This is a genomic window from Paenibacillus sp. JT22N7, assembly GCF_059383875.1.
In genome coordinates this window covers 340,496-361,103 of the sequence record NZ_JBXENY010000005.1, presented here as the reverse complement: position 1 = coordinate 361,103, position 20,608 = coordinate 340,496, and the positions used below count along the sequence as shown (strand labels likewise).

At 52.1% G+C, this 20,608-nt stretch carries 17 protein-coding genes; 15 read left to right on the top strand and 2 right to left on the bottom strand.

Going from position 1 to position 20,608, the window contains the following annotated elements; translation table 11 throughout:
* Positions 1–11: 11 nt before the first annotated feature.
* Positions 12–584 (bottom strand): GNAT family N-acetyltransferase, encoded by a 573-nt coding sequence (locus AC50Y5_RS16095; protein WP_494862037.1) that lies wholly within the window; start codon positions 582–584, stop codon positions 12–14.
* Positions 585–758: 174 nt separating this feature from the next.
* Between AC50Y5_RS16095 and AC50Y5_RS16090 the strand changes: the two genes are divergently transcribed.
* The 6 genes from AC50Y5_RS16090 (at position 759) to AC50Y5_RS16065 (ending at position 3,997) form a co-directional block, all read left to right on the top strand.
* Positions 759–1,001, top strand: a complete 243-nt coding sequence (locus AC50Y5_RS16090; RefSeq protein ID WP_494862035.1) for a helix-turn-helix domain-containing protein — start codon at positions 759–761, stop codon at positions 999–1,001.
* 4 nt (positions 1,002–1,005) lie between these two features.
* On the top strand, positions 1,006–1,530 hold the full coding sequence (gene def, locus AC50Y5_RS16085) for a peptide deformylase (RefSeq protein WP_494862033.1): 525 nt from the start codon (positions 1,006–1,008) through the stop codon (positions 1,528–1,530).
* A gap of 96 nt (positions 1,531–1,626) precedes the next feature.
* A complete protein-coding gene (locus AC50Y5_RS16080; RefSeq protein ID WP_056041917.1) occupies positions 1,627–2,079 on the top strand; it encodes a GyrI-like domain-containing protein in 453 nt (150 codons plus the stop codon).
* Between the two features lie 112 nt (positions 2,080–2,191).
* Complete coding sequence (locus AC50Y5_RS16075) at positions 2,192–2,992, top strand: PhzF family phenazine biosynthesis protein (RefSeq protein WP_494862031.1); 801 nt, start codon at positions 2,192–2,194, stop codon at positions 2,990–2,992.
* A gap of 3 nt (positions 2,993–2,995) precedes the next feature.
* Positions 2,996–3,262, top strand: coding sequence for a DUF2164 domain-containing protein (locus AC50Y5_RS16070; protein WP_056041912.1), 267 nt, complete (start codon positions 2,996–2,998; stop codon positions 3,260–3,262).
* A gap of 45 nt (positions 3,263–3,307) precedes the next feature.
* Positions 3,308–3,997, top strand: a complete 690-nt coding sequence (locus tag AC50Y5_RS16065; RefSeq protein ID WP_494862327.1) for a YjjG family noncanonical pyrimidine nucleotidase — start codon at positions 3,308–3,310, stop codon at positions 3,995–3,997.
* A 475-nt stretch (positions 3,998–4,472) separates the two neighbouring features.
* Here AC50Y5_RS16065 and AC50Y5_RS16060 read toward each other — a convergent pair whose 3' ends face one another.
* Complete coding sequence (locus tag AC50Y5_RS16060) at positions 4,473–6,515, bottom strand: beta-galactosidase (RefSeq protein ID WP_494862029.1); 2,043 nt, start codon at positions 6,513–6,515, stop codon at positions 4,473–4,475.
* Between the two features lie 329 nt (positions 6,516–6,844).
* Between AC50Y5_RS16060 and AC50Y5_RS16055 the strand changes: the two genes are divergently transcribed.
* The 9 genes from AC50Y5_RS16055 (at position 6,845) to AC50Y5_RS16015 (ending at position 20,109) form a co-directional block, all read left to right on the top strand.
* Positions 6,845–7,786 (top strand): ABC transporter permease, encoded by a 942-nt coding sequence (locus AC50Y5_RS16055; RefSeq protein WP_494862326.1) that lies wholly within the window; start codon positions 6,845–6,847, stop codon positions 7,784–7,786.
* 143 nt (positions 7,787–7,929) lie between these two features.
* Positions 7,930–8,814 carry a carbohydrate ABC transporter permease gene (locus tag AC50Y5_RS16050; RefSeq protein ID WP_056042092.1) on the top strand — a complete coding sequence of 295 codons (885 nt, stop codon included), beginning with the start codon at positions 7,930–7,932 and terminating at the stop codon, positions 8,812–8,814.
* A 120-nt stretch (positions 8,815–8,934) separates the two neighbouring features.
* Entirely contained in the window at positions 8,935–10,527 is a 1,593-nt protein-coding gene (locus tag AC50Y5_RS16045; RefSeq protein WP_494862027.1) for an extracellular solute-binding protein, read from the top strand.
* Positions 10,528–10,852: 325 nt separating this feature from the next.
* The gene (locus AC50Y5_RS16040) at positions 10,853–13,204 is read left to right on the top strand and encodes a helix-turn-helix domain-containing protein (RefSeq protein WP_494862026.1); all 2,352 of its coding nucleotides are present in this window, start codon (positions 10,853–10,855) and stop codon (positions 13,202–13,204) included.
* Between the two features lie 273 nt (positions 13,205–13,477).
* Entirely contained in the window at positions 13,478–16,252 is a 2,775-nt protein-coding gene (locus AC50Y5_RS16035) for an exo-rhamnogalacturonan lyase family protein (RefSeq protein ID WP_494862024.1), read from the top strand.
* The gene (locus AC50Y5_RS16030; RefSeq protein ID WP_494862022.1) at positions 16,249–16,923 is read left to right on the top strand and encodes a DUF1961 family protein; all 675 of its coding nucleotides are present in this window, start codon (positions 16,249–16,251) and stop codon (positions 16,921–16,923) included. Before AC50Y5_RS16035 ends, AC50Y5_RS16030 begins: the two co-directional genes overlap by 4 nt.
* Positions 16,924–16,925: 2 nt before the next feature.
* A complete protein-coding gene (locus tag AC50Y5_RS16025; protein WP_056041898.1) occupies positions 16,926–17,741 on the top strand; it encodes a polysaccharide deacetylase family protein in 816 nt (271 codons plus the stop codon).
* A gap of 5 nt (positions 17,742–17,746) precedes the next feature.
* A complete protein-coding gene (locus tag AC50Y5_RS16020; RefSeq protein WP_494862019.1) occupies positions 17,747–19,036 on the top strand; it encodes a rhamnogalacturonan lyase family protein in 1,290 nt (429 codons plus the stop codon).
* A gap of 548 nt (positions 19,037–19,584) precedes the next feature.
* Positions 19,585–20,109 (top strand): GNAT family N-acetyltransferase, encoded by a 525-nt coding sequence (locus AC50Y5_RS16015; protein WP_056041895.1) that lies wholly within the window; start codon positions 19,585–19,587, stop codon positions 20,107–20,109.
* The last annotated feature ends 499 nt before the right edge of the window (positions 20,110–20,608 follow it).

The following is a 20,608-nucleotide window of genomic DNA, read 5'->3' as shown; positions in this document are numbered from 1 at the left end:
TCATTGATTAATTAACTAAATAGCATGGCCAGAACAATGACGTCGAGAAAATTTTTAGTAGCCTCATGCATTAAGTACTGCCGCAGCACGCCCTCCTGCTGAAAACCAAGCTTTTTCAACACGTTCAGCGAAGCAGCATTTTCAGGATGGACCTCGGCTTGAATGCGGCGTGCGTGAATATGCTTGTTATTGAAATGCATAACAGCCTGAAGCGCTTCGGACATAATGCCCTGATTCCAATAAGCGGGATTCAGGTCATAGCCTAGTGTGAGCGGATAACGGGGCGCTTCCTCAAACGTCCCTCTTGTCGGCATCAGCATCACCGTTCCCAAAATAGGGGAGCTGTCTTGCAGCGTAATGCCCCATGGAATGAGCTTGCGCTCTGCGTAGGCTTCGTTCCAGGAGTCTATTAGCATTTTGGAGGCTTCAATGGAGTCTGGCCCGGGCCAGTCCAAATGCCGCGTCACCTTCGTATCGGAATAAAAAGCATGCAAATCCTCAGCGTCCTGCACAGCCATTTGGCGCAGCGTTAATCGTTTCGTATGTAGAAAAGGGAATGAGGAAAACAAATCGTCGAAGCCCATGCGGTTCACACGCCTTTTCATAGAGGGTAGGGGAGCGTGCCTATCATATACTAGCTTGCTTAAACGAAAATGAAAAAGCAGCTGCAGCCAGATTGCTTTTATGATATATTAGGCAATACCTAATAATATAAGCTGTTGCCTACATTTATGCACTCATAAAAGGAGGAGAATCATATGCTAGAGTGGATGCTGCGAAAGGTCATGGCAGAGCGGGGCATTTGGTCTGGTGCGGCATTGGCGCGACTGCTTGAGGAGAAAGCGGACTATCGCTTGTCTGCCCCTTCGATTAGTGCGCTGCTCACCGGGCAGCCGAAACAAATGAAGGCGGATACGCTGGATGCGCTTTGCACGGCGCTGGATTGCTCGCCGAGTGTGCTATGGGTGCATACGCCGCCCGCCAAAACGAAAGGAGCTTGACCAAATGACCATTAAAGCTATTTTGCCGTTCGGTGACCCGATATTGCGAAAAAAAGCGCGCCCTGTTGAAGCGGTAGATGCGAGAATACTAAAGCTGCTCGGTGATATGGCAGATACGTTATATGAAAGTGAAGGACGGGCGGGATTAGCTGCTCCCCAGATCGGCATTTTAAGAAGAGTCGTTGTTATGGATTGCGGGGACGGACTGATCGAGCTCATTAATCCTGAAGTTATAGCGATGGAGGGCGAGCAGACGGGAGCGGAGAGCTGCTTGTCATTTCCAGGCTACTACGGGCGGGTGAGCCGAGCGGAGAAGGTTGCGGTGCGCAGCCTAAACCGAGCGGGCGAAAGTATTATTTTTCACGGTGAAGGCTTTCTCGCCCGCTGCATGCAGCATGAAATAGACCATTTGGACGGCGTGCTGTTCATCGACCATATGAAGGAGCGATGGCTGGTGCACGAGCATACCCAGGAACGGATAGAGCTGCTGCCTGTGCTGCAGCTGAGCCATGCTGCCCATTTGGGATAAAGGGCTACCGCTCTCTAGGGCAATCATGTTACACTATTGGCGGGTGAAAGCTCATCCTAACGCAACTGTTCTGACCGATGAAAAGGGGGAATTCGCGTGGACAACTGCTCAATTATTACGAAGCCAACGCTTCATTTAGTAGGGATTAGTTATTGTGGTCCGTATTCTACTTTTCCAGATGAGGCGATTCGCCTGCAAAGCGAGTTTCTAGCCCGCAAGCATGAGCTGAATACCACGTCGAAGGCGCCGCTGCTGTACAGCCCGTATTTTGGCAACGAAGTATTTGCCACTTATTGGGCCTGCTACGAAATGCCGCCGTCAGAGGACGTGCCGGATGGCATGGTGCAGTTCACCATCCCAACCCATCGTTATGCGATGGTTGCATCAACGAACAAGAGAATTGGAGAAGCCTACGAGCAGCTATTCGCCTGGATGAACGAGCAGGAGCTTGAGAAGCATCAGAGCGCTGTCGCACTTGAAGTTTTTTATATTCAGGAGCAGCATTTGGAGGAGGAAGCGGTTGAGCTTCTTATTCCGCTTGCCGATTAGAACAAGCTGTGCCGCACAAATTAGATGCGTTATAATAGGAGAGGAGTCCTCAGCGGGACGCCTCCTTTTTATTTGGTGATTAAACACGAGCAGGAAGGGGACTGAGGCGTACATGGTACCTATTTATATAGTAGATGCATTTACGAGAGAAGCATTTGGCGGCAATCCGGCAGCGGTATGCTTGCTGGAGGCGCTGAGTGATGAACGGTGGATGCAAAAAGTGGCGGCGGAGATGAATTTGTCCGAGACGGCTTTTGTGGCCCCGCGCGAGGGCGGTTATGAGCTGCGATGGTTTACGCCTGCGAGCGAGGTCGATTTATGCGGGCATGCTACGCTCGCTGCAGCTTTCGTATTGTGGAAGACGGAGCGGCTAAGTCCGAATCAGGCGGCAGCCTTTTGGACGAGAAGCGGCGTGCTGACTGTAGAGCTAGGGGAAGATGAGGCGGAAATGACGATGGACTTTCCTTCGGAGCCGCCAGCTCCGGCGAAAGCGCCCGAGGCGCTCATTGAGGGGCTTGGGCTCATTCCGCGTTATACGGGACGCAACCGGATGGATTATGTTGTTGAAGTAGACAGCGAGCAGACCGTGCGCGCACTGAAGCCGGATTTCTCACAGCTGCGCCTGCTGGATGGGCGTGGTGTTGTTGTGACAGCTCGCGCTGAAGGCCAGGCAGCATACGACTTTGTATCGCGGGCTTTTTATCCGAAAGGGGGCGTGCAAGAGGACCCAGTGACAGGTTCGGCGCATTGCGCACTGGCGCCTTATTGGGCGAAGCGGCTGCGCAAGGACGAGCTGGTCGGTTATCAAGCGTCGGCTCGAGGCGGTTTTGTAAAGGTGAAAAATACAATGGATCGCGTTCAATTAAGCGGACAAGCCGTTCTAATGATGCGCGGTGAGCTGGAGGAGATTTAAGCGATGATGAAGCTAAAATGGCAAAGAGAGCAGAAGCAGCAGCTGATTGAGCAGGTACAGCACTATTTTGAGCTGGAGCGTTCGGAGGAAATCGGCTCTATAGCAGCGGAACAGCTGCTTGACCATATGGTTGCGCTGCTCGGTCCGCATGTCTATAATCAGGCGATTCAGGATGCGAGAAAGACGGTTGTCGAACGAATGCAAGCGATGGAAGACGAGCTGTATGCGCTGGAGAAAAATGTTTCCGCTCCCCGCGGCGGCTCCCGCTAACAAGCCGAAGGAGTGTTTATGCAGGTGGAAATAAGCAAAGCGAATATGAAATACGATATTATTTTGTTTGATATCGACGATACGCTGCTCGATTATGGTCAGGCGGAGGCTCACGCCTTTACAAGCTCCTGTCGGGACTATGCCATTACTCTGGAAGGCAGCGACTACGTAGAACGCTATCGCATGATTAACCAGCAGCTGTGGCTGGATTTTGAGCAGGGCAAGGTGACACTGGAGGAGCTGAAACAGGAGCGGTTTAGACAGCTTTTTGCTGAAAATAATCCTCACATCGCAGCAGATGAATTCAGCGCCTGCTATTTGGACTATTTAGGCGAGGGCAGCTTTCTGATTGAAGGTGCTGTAGAGCTGTGCAGCAGTCTACATGGGCATTGCCGAATGGCGGTTATTACGAACGGCATTCTCGAGGTGCAGCTGTCGCGTATTGGCAAAGCGGGGCTGAATCCTTTTTTTGAGCATATTATCGTATCGGAGGAGACGGGATATCAGAAGCCGCATAAAGGCATTTTTGACTATGCGTTTGCGAAGCTGGGTGCAACTGACCCGTCCAAAATTATCATCATCGGCGATTCCTTGACCTCCGATATGCAGGGAGGCATCAACAGCGGCATTGCTACGTGCTGGTTTAATCCGCACCAGAAGAGCAATATGACCGCGGTTAAACCGGATTTTGAAATTCAGCAGCTGTCTGAGCTCATTTCAATTGTAAATGGATAAATCAAACGACAGATTTTCAGAGGACTGAGGTTCCGCTATTCTGATTTATGAGATGATTTGAGGCTGTATGCGGACAGGAAAGCCGTTATAGCCCTCATTATTCCGTCAAAATGGTCATTGACAGCGCATTAGCGTCTCCTGAGTCCGCAGCCCCTGCCATAACCCTTAATTCGGTTGAAATAGCGGCTGCTGTGTCCGCCAGGACTATGCAAGAAGCTGTCTTTCGGTAGAGGCTCCTATTCATGATGATAAAAATCCAGAAGAGAGTGCCAGGGGAATGGCTGAAAATGGTTATCCTATTTGAATCCTGAAAATGATGATGAAGAACTCTAACGTCAGGCTTAACTACGTGGTTACATTGAAACAAAAAAACAGCAGCGGAGTAGGACACAAGTTTCTGCCCTACTCCGCTGCTGTTTTTTGTGCATTTATATCCATTATTTTGTGAAGATTTATCAGAATTAACTTGATTATATTAAAAACGAACGACCCTATATTCATATCTTCCCACCGTAAGCGGGCCAGCGGCAATGGCAGCCTCAGTCAAGGCGTCTACGCCTGCACGCGGCAGTGTAACGCTACCGCCAGCACCATCCATATTAATAATGACCCAGATGACATAGCCATCCCCCTGCCTAGGTGCGACAATGGTGCCTTCGGTAGCTTCAAACCGCAGCGTGACACCCGCTTCATCGGCATAATGCAGCAGCATGCGCCGCAGCATCGCATCCCCTTCATCGCCCTGCGGCATGGAGCCAAGCATGACAAGCTTGCCTTGACCGATGCGGCGCTCGGTTATAAACGCGGCGCCTGGCGTCAGCCCACGCTGAACGCAGCCGATTGCGGTTGCCTGGCCATCGCTGTCAGAAGCGGATGCGCCGCCAGAGAGGTCGTTGTCTCCCCGGGGCTCAAACACCGAGCTCCACATGCCAAGCGGGGCCTGGAGGCCGAATGCTTGTCCATACGCATTCGTTCCGTCCATCGGATAAACGAACGTAGCCTCCACGCCAGCCAGCTCCTCCAGCTTTCCTAAAGCGGCATCGGTATGCCAAGTATGATGCTCCGTCCGGCCGCCCGTAAGCGGGCCCGCGATCCAAATGCCGCCTTCCCGAACGAAGGCGAGGGCACGGTCGATGTAGTCCGGCGGCAAGTAGGGCATGAATGGCGTAAGCAGCAGCTTGTATCCGCCGAGCTCGCTGCCTTCCATAATTAAGTCGCGATGAATGCCGAGCGCGACCAGCCGGGCATAAAAATCGGTGACGAGCCCGCGATGATTCAGCTTGCGCAGCGGCTCGGTACGCAAGTAGGCTTTGGCGCGATCCGAATAGGTCATCGCTAGCTCAGCCTGCATGGGCGAGGTTGCCAGCAGAATGTCCTCCAGCTCGCGCCGCGCCTGCTCAACCTGCTCGACATTGGCATAGCCAATCGTCTTTTTGCCCCAAGCGCTTACGACTGAGCCATGCGGCTGCTCGCTGCCTGCGTGCTGCTGTCGCCAAGGCCAATAACAGAAGCCTCCCGCGCCCAGTGCATAAGCGGCGACTGCTTCCACCTTCACATAACCATCCGGGTGAGGTGTCGCATAGCTCTCAAGCGAGCCGCTGTAGCTGGCGCTCGTCTCCATAACCCAGAACGGCTTGCCGCGCTTGACGCTGCGCCATAAGTCGCAGTTGATCAAGTAGGCCGGCCAATTGATGCTGGACGCATACGTATCATAGGCGCCGAAATCCAGCTGCTGGAACAGCCGTTCAATATCCACATGGAAGGCGATGCTGCTGTTGTGAGTAATCGGCAGCGCCGAGTGGCGCCGGATGACGGCAATTTGCTCCTCGGCAAATTCTGCAAGCATCTCCATCGAGAACAGCCGATACATCGTTTGCAGCGACGCATGATGCAGAAATGGCGTTGCACCTGGCTGGGGAATTTGATCAAAGCGATTATAATATTCGCTCCAAATATGAGTGCCCCACGCTTCATTCAGCTGCTCAATCGTTCCATACCGCTGCTCCAGCCAGCTATGCCACAGCTGCAAGCATCCTGCGCACATGCATTCGGCTACATGCGCCTTGAACTCATTGTCGAGCTGCCAGCCAATCAAACCTGGCAGCCTGCCAAGCTCCTGAGCGAGCTGCTCAATAATGATCGCCGAGCGTCCGCGAAAGTAGGCGTTGTTCGTACACGCATGCTGCCGCGACCCATGTCCCAGCGTCTCGCCTTTCTCATTGACGAACAGCCGCTCCGGATGTCCATGCGATAGCCAAATCGGTGGTGTCGCTGTCGGTGTGCATATGATCGTATCGATTTCATTTTCATACAGCGTCTGGATGATTTCAGCCAAAAACCGAATGTCAATCCGATTTTCCTCAGGCTCCAGCTTGGACCAAATAAATTCGCCCATTCGCACAACATTAATGCCAGCCTGCTTCATTAAAGCCATATCCTCCGCAAGCACATCAGCATTCCAAAGCTCAGGATACAGTGCCGCCCCATGATACAGCTTTCCTTCCAGCGGTCCCTTCATCTAAACTCACGCCTTTCCGTTGATCTTACTTTGTACTTTAATAGGCGCTGCTGCCGACTGGCAATCGGACTTTTTAACAGGGCTAATATTCGGGTTTAATACCTTTTGCACAGGTTTGCACTTTCTTGGCGAAACGCCCAAAAACCCCATAGCAGCGCGGTTCAAGAATGTCTAATTGCGGGAAAATGCGAGCTGCCCGCATACTAAGGCTACACCGCAAATGAGTGAGGCCGAGTAAGATTAGTGTGATAAGTGAGGCCAACGACGCGGCAGGACAAAAGTAAACGAATGAAAGCTGGAGGTGAGCGAGGATGAAACAAATGGCGGTTATGCCGGAAGCTGGCAAGCAGCCGTCCCGGGACTATCGTCCAAGCGTGCTGGGGCGGCTTAAGAAAGACAAATGGCTGTACATATTGCTGCTGCCAGGCTTGCTTTATTTTATCGTATTTAAATATGTGCCCATGTGGGGCGTACTGCTGGCGTTCAAAAATTTCCAGCCGTTTACCGGATTTTTGAAAAGCGAGTGGGTGGGAGTGGAGCATTTTCAGCTGTTTTTTGCCAATCCCGAGTTTTTTATGCTGCTGCGCAATACGCTGCTGCTTTCCTTATACAATTTAGTATTTTTCTTCCCGGCACCGATCGTGCTGGCGATATTGATGAATGAAATACGCTTCGCATTCTTCAAACGCACGGTGCAGACGATGATTTATGTACCGCATTTCATCTCCATGGTTATTGTGGCGAGTATGACGTATGTATTTTTGACGACGGCCGGGGGCCCTGTCAACGAAGTGCTGGAGCAGTATACCGGGCACAAAATCGAATTTCTCGCCACACCCGAATGGTTCAAGCCGCTGATCATTATGCAAACCATTTGGAAGGAATGCGGCTGGGGGACGATTATTTTTCTCGCTGCGCTTGCAGGTGTAGATATGGAACAATATGAAGCCGCCACGATGGATGGCGCGAATCGCTGGCGTCAAATTTGGCATATTACGCTGCCGGCAGTACGCAGCACGATTGTGATTTTGCTTATTTTACGCATGGGCAACATTCTTGAAAATGGCTTTGAACAAATTTATCTCATGCTGAACCCGCTCAACCGGCAGGCGGCAGAAGTATTCGATACGTATGTGTACATGATGGGAATTACCCAAGGCGCATTCAGCTACAGTACCGCAGTTGGGCTGTTCAAATCGCTGATCGGCGTCGTGCTTGTCGTCGGGGCGAACTATTTGGCGAAGCGCTTTGGTCAGTCGGGGCTGTACTAGCTAAAAGCATGGTGAAAAAGGAGTAGCGGAATGAAAAGATTGAATCGGAGAAGCGATAGCGATCGGAGGTCAATCTTTTCATGCAGCGCAGCCTCTTGAACACCAATATATTATACAGTATGGAAGAAGGGGGCCTTGAAAAAATGGCTAAGCATTACAATACCGTATCCAGCAGAGTGTTTGATACTGCGAATTATATCGTGCTCAGCGTCTGTGCGCTGGCGGCGGTGCTGCCGTTTATTTTCGTCATATCGGGCTCGTTCGCAACCGATGCGGAGCTGACCCAGCGTACGGTGTTTCTCATACCAAGGACGTTTTCGCTGGCGGCATATGAATTTATTTTTTCTACGAATACGATTATGAAAAGCATTGGCGTTTCCTTGTTTATCGCATCGTTCGGGACGCTGGTGAACCTGTTCTTCACGGTCACGATGGCTTATCCGCTGGCACGCCGCAATTTGATGGGCCGCAATGTCGTGCTGAATCTCGTTATTTTCTCGATGCTGTTCAGCGGCGGCATGATCCCAACGTATTTGGTCATTCGCGAGCTGGGGATGCTCGATTCCTATTGGGCACTCATTATACCGGGGGCGATTAGCGCCTTCAACCTGATCATTATTAAAAACTTTTTCCAGGAGCTGCCGCCGGGGCTGGAGGAAGCGGCCCGCATTGACGGCTGTACGGAGCTCGGGCTGCTGTGGCGCATCGTTTTGCCGCTCTCAAAGCCAGTGCTTGCGACCTTCACGCTGTTTTATGCGGTAGGGCATTGGAATGATTTTTTCGCGGCGCTGCTGTATATAAATGATCCGCAAAAATGGCCGCTTCAAGTGCTGCTGCGTCAAATTGTTCTGCTGTCACAGGCTGCGGCAGGCGACGTTAATGCGATGGATCCGTCTTTCGTCAAGCCGCCCGACCAATCGATCAAGATGGCGGTTATCGTCGTCGGCACCGTGCCGATTTTGCTCGTGTATCCGTTTTTGCAAAAGCATTTTGCCAAAGGCGTGCTGATTGGCTCCATTAAGGGCTAATGGCGAAGGCACGTCAGAGCTGTTTCCGTGAGGCAACACAAACAAGCCGATTTAGCGCGCAAGTAGCTGGCGGTTTGGTATTTTACCATATATGATAAATGATTAAGGGAGGCGTCAGCGATGAGAAAGAAAGAAGGAAAGAGAAAACGTTTGCTGCCCATGCTGCTCGTTGGTTCAATGGCGGGAGCCGTAATTGCAGGCTGCTCGCAGCAGGGAGGAAATGCCGAAGGCAGTACGGGAGGTTCGTCTGCTGCACCGACTGCAGCAGGTGAGAGCCCGGCAGCCGAGAAGGCGCTGCAGCTCAATATTATGCTGCCGATTTTTAAAACGAATTTCCCGAAGGATGATAGTCCGGTAGCAGCCGAAATCGAGAAACGGACGAATACCGACATTCATTTTGAGTGGGTGCCGAACGCCTCTTATACGGATAAATTTAATATTACGCTCGCCTCGGGCAAGCTGCCGGATATTATGTATGTGCCAGATGTGAAGTCACCGAGCTTCGTTAATGCCGCGAAGTCCGGCGCGTTTTGGGAAATCGGGCCTTATTTGAAGGATTACAAAAATTTGAGCCAGGCGAACCCGGTTATTTTAAACAACTCCTCGGTTGATGGCAAAAATTACGGTCTGTACCGCGGACGCGCCCTTGGTCGCAATGGGGTATTTTTCCGCAAGGATTGGCTCGATGCCGTTGGCCTCCAAACACCGCAAACGATTGATGATTTTTACAATATGCTGAAGGCGTTCAAGGAGAAGGACCCGGACAAAAACGGCAAGGACGATACGTACGGCATGGTCATGGTCAAATGGACGGGACAGTGGGCAAGCGGCTTCGATACGATTAAGCTGTGGTTTGGGTCACCGAACAAATGGGGCGAGCGGGATGGCAAGCTCGTTGTCGATTATGAAACGCCCGAGTATTTGGAAGCGCTTAAATTTATGAAAAAGCTGTACGATGAAAAGCTGATTAATCAGGATTTTGCCATTATGGATTCGGCGAAATGGAATGATCCGCTTGTTAATAATCAGGCTGGCGTCATTGTGGACGTCGTGGACGGCGCGGCGCGGGCCGATGATAAAATTCATGCTGCGCTTGCGGCAGCGGGCAAAGACCAGCCGGATGTGCATTATATGGATGTATTTGGCGGGGTGAAAGGAACGGATGGACAGGTTCATACGCTGCCAACGTCCGGCTTTGCCGGCTTGCTGGCCTTCCCTAAATCGTCCGTTAAAACCGAGGAGGAGCTGAAGCAAATCCTCAAGTTTATGGATCAACTGAGCGAACCCGAAATGCAGACGCTGCTAGGGTATGGCATTGAAAACAAGCATCATACGATCGTGGATGGTGCGCTTGAGCCGAGCAAGGATGCAGCGCTGCTGGAATCCGAGGTTGAGGGGCTCAATCAGATGCTCAGCTTTATTCCAGAGGACAAGTCGACGAAAGTGAAGCAGACGCCGCTGCGCATTAAGCAGACTGAGGTGCAGAAGGAAAATGAACAGCTTATCGTGACGAATCCGGCAGAGCCTTTCATCTCGGATGTTTATACGCAAAAAGGCGCACAGCTGGACAATATTATGAATGATGCCCGGATTAAATTTATCGTCGGTCAAATCGACGAGGCTGGTTTTAAAGACGCGATCAAGCTGTGGAAAACGAGTGGCGGCGATGATCTGAGCAAGGAAATGAACGAGCTGTATGCAGCAAGTAAATAAGAGCTTTTATGAAATATAAGCATTTATAAGTTACACCCTTATAACGGGCTTATATTTCAGCGCGAAACGCTAGCTTTGCCGCCAGAGGACGGCGACAGCCGTTTACGCTTGCCGCGCAAGGCTGATAGCCTGATCGGGCAGGGCAATAGGCAGAGGAACCGCATATAGCAGCGGTCTTCTGTCTATTCCTGTTCCATGCGATTCCATTATATGTAACAAATAAATAAATTGAAGCGTGATTGGCAGGAAATTCAGCCTGCTTAGCGAATGCGTTTACAAAGGGGATTCGTTGCAATCGCCTAATTTTCAGCTAGTGGGTGAGCTCATGATCAAAAGAATGAAAGCCAGGCTTATGCCGGGGGCGGGGAAAGCAGCGGGTCCGAAAGGAAGATTTTATCGCAAAAATCTTATTTTGCTGCTCGTCGTTTGCAGCATTCCGGGACTGATTACCGGGGCGCTCGTTTATTTTTTGGCTGGGGGCATACTGGAGGACCGCTTGCTGGAGCAGCATAATGAGCAAATTAAGCAGCGGGCGCAAAGCATTGACGAGCAGCTGACGAATTTGGAGCTGATGCTGTCGCACTGGGCATTCGATTCCAAATTCGATTATACGCTCGGCAATCGGGACTATGTGCAGCAGTTCGAGAAGGCGCGTGACATTACGAAGACGCTGCTGGTCATGCAAGGCTCCAATACGATGAACAAGCAGGTCGGGCTGTATCTTGGCGGGGATCAGCATGTGCTGTTCGGGCCGGAATATGGCGTGCTGCAAGGAGATGGACAGGCAGAAGCCTATGAAGGGCTGCTCCAATCGGATAAAGTAGCTTATTGGACACAGGTGGCCTTTGACGCGGCTCGTCCGTCCCAAAAAGAGCTGACACTTGTGCATTACGTTCCTGGAGGCAGCTTGCATCCGTTCGGAGCGCTGCTTATTAGGCTTGATAACGACAAGGTTAGCGATATGCTGCGGACGATGACGCCCGGTGAAGGCGGAGAAACGTATTTAATGCAGGATAATGGGGAGCTGTACGCATCCACGAGCGGGAATGACAGGAATTCTGAATTTGTAAGCGCTTTAAACGAGGCGGTTGCTGCTGAGAGCTCGAATAAAGGTTCATTTTTGTTTCGGTTCAGCGAGAGCGGCATGACGTACGCGGTTTCCTATGGCAAGCTGTCACGAATTTCAGACAATTGGACTTATGTATCTGCTTCGCCGATTACGGGCATTACAGAGCCGGTTATGGTCGTCTCGAAAAGCATTGTTGCGGTCAGCCTTGGCGCACTGCTGCTTGCGGCCATTCTAGCGTGGCTTGCCTCGCGCAGCATATATTCCCCGGTCAATCGCCTGATGACGGTGCTGCGGGAGCGAAGCGCGCCAGCAGGCAAGCCGGATTGCGAGTTTACGTGGATCGAGCGGGAGTGGCAGCATTTGCACCGGGAAAGCGAGGAGCTGCATGCGAAGCTTTCGGAGCAGCTGCCTCATGTGAAGGAGAGCTTTCTGCATCAGCTGCTGCAAGGCTATTTGGCGGATTACTCCGAAGGGGAGCTGCTTCGCCGAATGGAGCGTTACAAATGGCAGATAGAGCCGGGCACACATTATATGGTGCTATATATGAAGCTGACCGGCATCGCTAATTTGGAGGGCAAATTCAAATACGGCGATGAGGGGCTGGCGACGTTTGCGGCGGTCAATATGATGGAGGAGCTTGCGGCCACCTATTTTGAGCAGAGCAATACGATTAACTTTCATAATTTGGCAGCGGGCTTGCTCATTATTGTGCCGGAAGGGCGCTCGTATCGCGAGGAGCTGCATGCATTCAGCGAAGCGGCGATGCAGGCGTTCAACCAAATTCTTAATATGCGGGCGACGATTGCGATCAGCCCGGATACAGCGAGCATAACAGAGATTCCGCATTTGTTTGAAGAGACGAAGCATGCGGTCAGCTTCAGGCGCTACGATCAGGAAAATCAAATCATTGATATGGAGCAGCTGGAAGAGCAGGGCAGCGCAGCAGCGGAGCCTGCCTACCCGTTTACGCTGGAGCGGGAGTTTATACAGGCGCTCCGGACGGGGCGTGAAGCGGAGGCTTACGAGCTGCTGGAGCAGTTTCTGCAAGCATTGTCCAGCGCCGAGGCGAAGGAAATGGATGTGCAGCAGGGCATGCTGCATTTGCTCGGCGCCGTCCAGCATGCAATTATGGTGTCGGGCATCGCCCCGAACCGCTTGTTCAAGGGTGCGAACCGCTACGAGCAGCTGTCGCAAATTCGCGAGCCAGAGCTGCTATTGGACTGGTTCCGCGGCATGATTGCCGCTCCGTTTCTTAGGGAGCTGGGCGAGCGGACGAATGCCCAGGTGAAGCGGCAGATCGAGCATGCGATGCTGTATTTGCAGCAGCATTATATGAGCGATATATCGCTCGACAGCTGCGCGGAGCATATCGGCATGAATCCTTTTTTCCTGAGCAAGTCGTTTAAACAGGTGACGGGTAAAAATTTCATCGATTATTTGACTGGGCTGCGCATGGACAAAGCGAAGGAGCTGCTGCGCGAGTCCGTGCTGAAAATTAATGACGTCGCTGAGCGCGTCGGCTATCAGCACAGCTATTTCAATCGCATCTTCAAAAAGCTGGAGGGCATGACGCCAAGCCGCTATCGCGAGCTGAGCCAAGCGGAGTAGCAAGGCAGGAGCTCTGCAAGAAAAGCAGCAAGAGAAGTAGCTAGGTAGCGGCCGCAATGCTGAAACTGGCATCAACTGCTGCCTATAGCTAAAGCAATAAAGTTCAAGCCTTTGCAAGAAAGTGCAAGCCTTGAAAGGTCCGCATTTGATACCTGATCTAGGTCGCTTAAGTGGCGTTTACTGCAAAAGGATCTTGGAGCAAAAAAGTGTCATTGCCCGCAAACGATCATCCTTCTAGTATAGAAAGCAGCTTAGAAGAAAGAGGTGCTGGCAATGAGTGTCAAGCTTAAATGGCTAGGTAAAAAGGCGGCTGCGCCTGTCGGTTTAACATGGGGTGTTCCTTGGAAGGAAGGCGAATTGCTGCGCGGCGATTCGCTTGTTCTGCATAGCGAGGCAGCAGGCATGGAAAAGGTGGCAAGCGCTTCAGCGCTGCCGATGCAAAGCTGGCCTACCGCCTTTTGGCCGGATGGCAGCATCAAATGGTCCGCCCATGCGGCGGTCAGCTCCGGCGCTGCGGACAGCTTTCAGCTGGCTAAGCTGGCAGCGGCAGCAAGGCAGGAGCTTGATAGGGCTGCTGATGCGGCTGCGGAAGGCGAGCAGCCCGTCCTTAAAATCGTGACAACCGATGAGTCGATCATCGTAGATACAGGTGTTATCGTTTGTACGTTCGCGCGAAGCGGCAGGGGAGTCATCCGCAGCATTAAGCGCGGGGAGCAGGAGCTGTGCAGCGGCGGCGATCTGGTGTGCTTGAAGGAAAGCCGTAACCAGCTGCACGGCGCTTTAACGCTGCGCGAGGAGCCGTTTCACGGCTTTGTTCATGCGGCGGCTGTTGAGCAGGACGGCCCGGTCAGGGCGGTCATTAAGCTGACGGGCAAGCATCGCGCGAGCTACAATTTAAGCCAAACGGCTGACCCGAACAGGCCCAATCAGCAAAATGTAGTCAGAGTCAGTCCAAGCAGAGAATGGATACCGTTTACGCTGCGCTTTTATTTGTATGCGGGGCTGGATGCAATTCGCCTTGTCCACACGTTTTTCTATGACGGCAATCCGCATGCGGATTACATAAAAGGGCTGGGGCTGTCGCTCGCTGTACCGATGCGGGGGCCGCTTTACAATCGGCATGCCCGGTTGGCGGGCAATGACGGCGGTTTTTTGCGGGAATCGCCGAAATCGCTGCATACTCGGCGGACGAAAGGCAAATACCGCGAGCTGTTTGAACGGCAAGCTGCGGGGGAAGCGGTCGCTTTTGATGCGGACGAGGATGCTTATTTTCTCGGGCTGCTGGAAAATTCGGCGGTCTGGGATGATTTCAAGCTGGTGCAGCATTCAGCGGATCACTATGTGGCGACGAAACGCACGAAGGCGGAGTGCAGCTGGCTGAAGGCGGGTGAGGGAAGCCGTGCGGAAGGGCTTGCCTATATCGGAAGCGAGGGCGGCGGCCTAGCTGCAGGTATGCGGAATTTTTGGAAAAAGCATCCGGCCTCGCTGGAGCTTCGCCATACAGCTTCGACTTCGGCCGAGCTAAATGTGTGGTTCTGGTCGCCGGATGCGCCGGCGATGGATTTGCGGCATTACGATACACAAACGTATGTGGAATCGGCTTATGAGGGCTCGGAGGAGCTGCGGGCAACGCCGTACGGCATTGCCAATACGAGCGAGCTGACGCTTTGGTGCACGGCGGCAACGCCAAATGAAGAGGGGCTGGCGCATATGCTGGCGGAAATTCAGTCGCCCTCCCAGCTTGTATGCGAGCCGGAGCATTTGCATGAGGCACGTGCCTTCGGCATTTGGAGCTTGCCGGATCGCAGCACCGCTGCAAAGGCGCAGCTAGAGGAGCGGCTGGATGGCATTGTCGCCTTTTATCAGGCTGAGGTGGAGCAGCGCCGTTGGTACGGCTTTTGGGATTTTGGCGATTTCATGCACAGCTATGATCCGGTCCGTCATGTGTGGAACTATGATCTTGGCGGCTGTGCATGGCAAAATTCAGAGCTGGTGCCGAATATGTGGCTGTGGCTTATGTTCATGCGCAGCGGACGCGAGGATATTTTCCGTTTGGCTGAGGCGATGACGCGGCATACGAGCGAGGTGGATGTGTATCATTTTGGCGAATATGCCGGGCTTGGCTCGCGGCATAATGTGGTCCATTGGGGCTGCGGCTGCAAGGAGGCGCGCATTGCGATGGCGGGGCTGCACCGCTATTACTATTATTTGACCGCCGATGAGCGCATTGGCGATATGCTTGATGAGGTAAAGGACGCCGATTTCAGCACGGTGGTGCTGGACCCGATGCGCGCATATTTTCCAAAAGACGAGCATCCGGCCCATATTCGCGTCGGGCCGGATTGGGCCGCGTTCAGTTCAAACTGGATGACGCGCTGGGAGCGCTTCGAGGATACGGTGTACCGGGATAAAATAGTAACCGGCATTAACAGCGTCAAGCAGGCGAAATATCGGCTCATCTCCGGGCCAACATATGGCTATGACCCGACGACCAATGTGCTTACGCCGTTTGGCGAGGACAATTATGGCCGCCATTTGGCCATATGCATGGGTGCGCCGCAGGTGTGGTTTGAGCTGGCGATGATGCTGAAGGACCCGGAATGGGAAGATATGATGGGTGAGTTAGGCGTTTATTACAACTGGACGCAGGAGCAAAAGGATGAGCTGACGGGCGGGGAAATCAGCGACAGCCGTTTTGAGCATCCGGTCCTCAGCATTGCGATTACCGCTTACGGCGCTTTCCGCCGCCAAGATGCGGCAACGGCAGCCTTTGCCTGGAAAACGCTGCTGGGCAATGCTTTTGCCCGCACGGACTTGCTGGGCGAGGCTGCCCTTGTCCAAAACATCCGCAGTATGAAGGAAATCGATTGGATCAATACGAATGAGGCGTCGCAGTGGTCGCTGAATACGATCATTAGCCTGGAGCTGATCCCAGAGGCGCTGCCTGCTATGGAGTTGGCGCCTCCAGGGACAGGCGGCGATGGCCAGGCCGATCAGATCGGTGCAGCGGCAGAAGCGCAGGAGCAGAAGGAGCTGAGCGGGCGATGATACCAGCTCACTGGAAGCTGATCTATGACAATCCGCTGAGCTGTGCGGAGGATATGAACGGTTTCCGCGCGGAGGGGGATGCTGTCCTCTCCTTTCCGCAGCAGCGGCTGCGTCTAGCCAGTGCCCGGGATGCGGCAGAAGGCCAGCAGGCGAACTTTGTATTATGGTGCCCGCATCATTTTCCGGCGGATGTGGCGATTGCTTGGGATTTTCGCCCGATTGCGGAGCCGGGGCTGGCGATCTTGTTTTTTGCAGCGGAGGGGCGCAGCGGGGAGGATTTGTTCGATTGTGCGCTTGCTGCGCGAAACGGCCCCTATGAGCAATATCATCACGGCGATATAAATGCGCTGCATTTGGCTTATTTTCGCAGACGCTGGCCGGAGGAACGGCAGTTCCATACTTGCAATTTGCGCAAAAGCTACGGCTTTCATCTCGTGGCGCAAGGCGCCGATCCGCTGCCGGGGACGGCAGACTGCGCAGAAAGCTATCGCATGCTGCTTGTGAAGCGGGGCGGCAGCATTTATTTTTCTATGAATGAGCTGCCTATTCTGGAATGGAAGGATGACGGCGTAGCTTATGGCCCGCTGCTCGGAGCTGGCAAAATCGGATTTCGGCAAATGGCGCCGCTCGTTGCGGAATATACCAATTTGAAAGTATATGGGGAGGAATGAAGATGCCGTCTATACTGCTTTGTTTTCCACAGGGCAAGCATAAAGCATTGACGATGAGTTACGACGATGGCGTGAGCGCAGATAAGCGCCTCGTAAATATTTTTAACCAGCATGGCATTAAAGGCACGTTTCATATCAATGGCGGGCTGTTCGGCACGGGGCGCAGGCTGACGGAGCAGGAGGCGGTAAAGCTTTACGACGGGCACGAGGTTTCCGCTCATACGCTGACCCATCCGACGATTGCACGATGCCCGGCTGAGCAGATTGTGCATGAGGTGATGGAGGACCGCAAACGGCTGGAGCAATTGTTCGGGTATGCCGTTAGAGGGATGTCTTATCCGAATGGTTCGTTCAGTCCAGCGATTAAGACGATGCTGCCCTCGCTGGGCATTGAATATGCGCGGGTTGTACAGACGACAGGAGGCTTTGGCCTGCCAGACGATTGGCATGAATGGAAGGCGACCTGCCACCATAATGATCGTCTGATGGAGCATGCGGAGACGTTTGCGGGACTGCACAAAACGCAATATTTGTATCTCATGTACGTATGGGGCCACAGCTACGAGTTTGATGACCAAGGCAATTGGGAGCTGATGGAGCAGTTTTGCGAGTACATCGGGGGCCGGGATGATATTTGGTACGCAACGAATAAGGAGATTGTTGATTATATAAAAGCGTATGAGCGGCTGCAATTTTCAGCTGCTTTAACGTTTGTGGAAAATCCGAATGCGCAAAGCATCTGGCTTAGCGTAGATGGCGTAAAGCTCGAAGTTGCAGGCGGCAGCCGCGTATCCCTTATAGGAAGCAAGGAGGAATAACGATTATGTCAGGAACGGAATCGGTATATACGCTCGGAAGCATCGACATTAGGGAGGCAGGGCCGCGCTGCAAAATGCTGATCGGCGATTTGGATGGTGATGGCCGCATGGAACTGCTGCTCGTACAGCCGGACAATCGGCAGGATGTTCGCTATATTCCCCATCAGGTACGGTGCCTGACCGCCTATGATTTGCAGGGCAGGCTGCTGTGGCAGCATGGCAAGCCAGATCCAGAGGCAGGCAAACAAGGCTCGGATTATCCCGTGCAAATTTATGATTTGGATGGGGACGGCAGGCTGGAGGTGCTATGCATTATGGAGGACCGTTTTTTGCTGCTGGATGGCGCGACTGGGACGGTTAAGGAAAGCTATGACCTGCCGGATCCTCATGCCCATGACTGCATCATCATTGCGAACTTATCAGGCGGCGAGCACGCCTCCGACATTATTTTGAAAGACCGCTACCATAAGCTGTGGGCGCTTAATCGGCATTTTGAGCTGTTGTGGACGCATGAGGGCAACCCGGGGCATTATCCATGGGTGTACGATTTGGATGGCGACGGCAAGGATGAGGTAATGGCGGGCTATGATTTGCTGGATGCGGCGGGCAAGGTCCGCTGGAGCTGTACGGATCTGGATGACCATGCCGACTGCATCTGGGTTGGCGATGTGAATGGCGACGGAGAGCCGGAGCTCGTCATTGGCGGCAGCGTTACGGTCATGTACAGCCGCAGCGGCGAGGAGTTATGGCGTTATGAAGGCTCCATTGAATCGCAGCACATCGCACTAGGACGTTTTCGCAGCGACTCGCCTGGTCTGCAAGTGGCCGGGCTCGACCGGCTCGTACGCGAGGATGATGGCAAAGGCCTGAAAGGGAAAGACGCGCTGTTCTTGCTTGATGCCACAGGACAAGAGCTGTGGAAGGAGGACCGCAGTACGGCTGGCTGGCTGACGATCATTGAGACGGTGAGCGTCTGGCGCGAGCAGGCGCCTGACTATATTCTTGGCTACCGCCGTGGGGGCGGCGTATTTCCTGCCCTGTATGACGGTTATGGAGAAGTCGTTGCAGAGTTTCCTATGGAAGGCTACGCGGTACATGCGGATTTGCTAGGAAGCGGGACGGAGCAGGTTGTTATTTATAACGATGAGCTGGCGACTATTTATGCAAGCAAGCCGCTATCGCTAGAACGGACAGCTGGAGCAGGAGAAGCACTGCCGCAGCAGAAACGGCTGTACAGCTCGACGCTGTATCCTGGCGGAGAAGTCGATTTTGACAGGACGGAAAGCGTCGGCTAACTGAATGATATGCAGCGGACAACCAGCTCTCTCAAAAGGTGTCAGATGAAAATAAAGTGTTAGACTTACGATTCGTTATTAGGCTAGAGGGCAGAATGCTTCCAATGAACGTTTTTACAATATGGTGAAGGGTTGGCAGGTGAAATTGTCTTTGGTATAATGACTAAAGTTCACTAAGGAGAGATTTTTTTGTCTGGAGTTATTCTTAACTAAACCAGTTCCATATGATGAGGTTTTCATGTACCTACTATCCGTCTGCCCGATTTTTGTTATGCGGGTGGGGATTGAAAGCTTCGGAATTAGTTAAGAACAACGGATATAACCAGATCCTTAGGGATACCTGTTATAATGAGTTCATGTCCGTGCTGATTCAGCGCGGATTTTTTTGTTGCTCAATAGCAGGTAACATGAGGGTAGGGATGACGTATGTTCATCTCTACCCTTTTCTATTTTTTGGCATAGGGGGTGGAATCGAAAAATTTCAAATATTGGTCAAACGAAATCGAATGTTTTGGATCCAAAATCAGTAAGAGAAAGGCGGACAATACATGAAACTTCAAACGAAACGGCTCATATTAAAAACACTGGATCTTGATTTGATCGACGCAGCAGCTCGTCATGATACCGGCGCTATTGAAGCTATGGGTTACAAATCTAACGGAGAATGGCCAGGTCCTGATTTTTTTGAGGCATTACCTTACTTTCGAGAACGACTGATTAAAAATAACGGCTCCAGAGGATATGACTCATGGATCATATTGGAAAAAGATACTCAAGAAATTGTTGGAGGGATTGGTTTTTTAGGAGATCCCGATCAAAACGGTATGATTGAAATTGGATTTGCAACGAATGATAGCCACCGTCGCAAAGGTTATTGCTTTGAAGCCGCTCAGAAATTATTAGAGTGGGCGCTAAATCACGATGATGTCAAAATCATAACAGCGAGATGCGAACTTGACAATATTGGTTCTAAGAATGCGTTATTGAAATTAGAATTTCAAATGGACAACGAAGATCAAGAGTTGATTTATTGGAAATATCCTATTAAGAAAGTAAAGGAGACTCAAATATGAATAAACGGGACCTAGGTAACGTTGATTTCATAAGAGCAAATTTAATGGGGCCTAGTTCAATTGTAATAATCGAGGAATTAACGGCAAATTTGCCTTTGCAAAAAGGAATGCGAGTTTGATGGGGGCGTACCTGAGGCGTTGCAGCCGTTCTTTTCACCTAGTACGGATGATATTCATTGGTATACTTGCAATTGGTGGCAGAAATTATGGGAGCAGTCGCCAAATGTTTACGTGGAATCGGTAAGAGAAATGAATTGCTTTTCTAAAGCGTGGCACGAATGGCTTCAGTGCGACAACGACCATGCACGCGATAATATCGCGCTGCTGAATGCTGACGACGGGAAATATATGAACTTAATCTCAATTATTGCCACAAAGATCTAGTGACCCGGCCCTTTGGGTCACTAGACTTTAACCTAATCAGGTAACAAAAGTACAATAAAACGGTGCCAGTCTTGTAATGCGACAACCAAGCTCATCTAGAAAGACAAAACAAAGA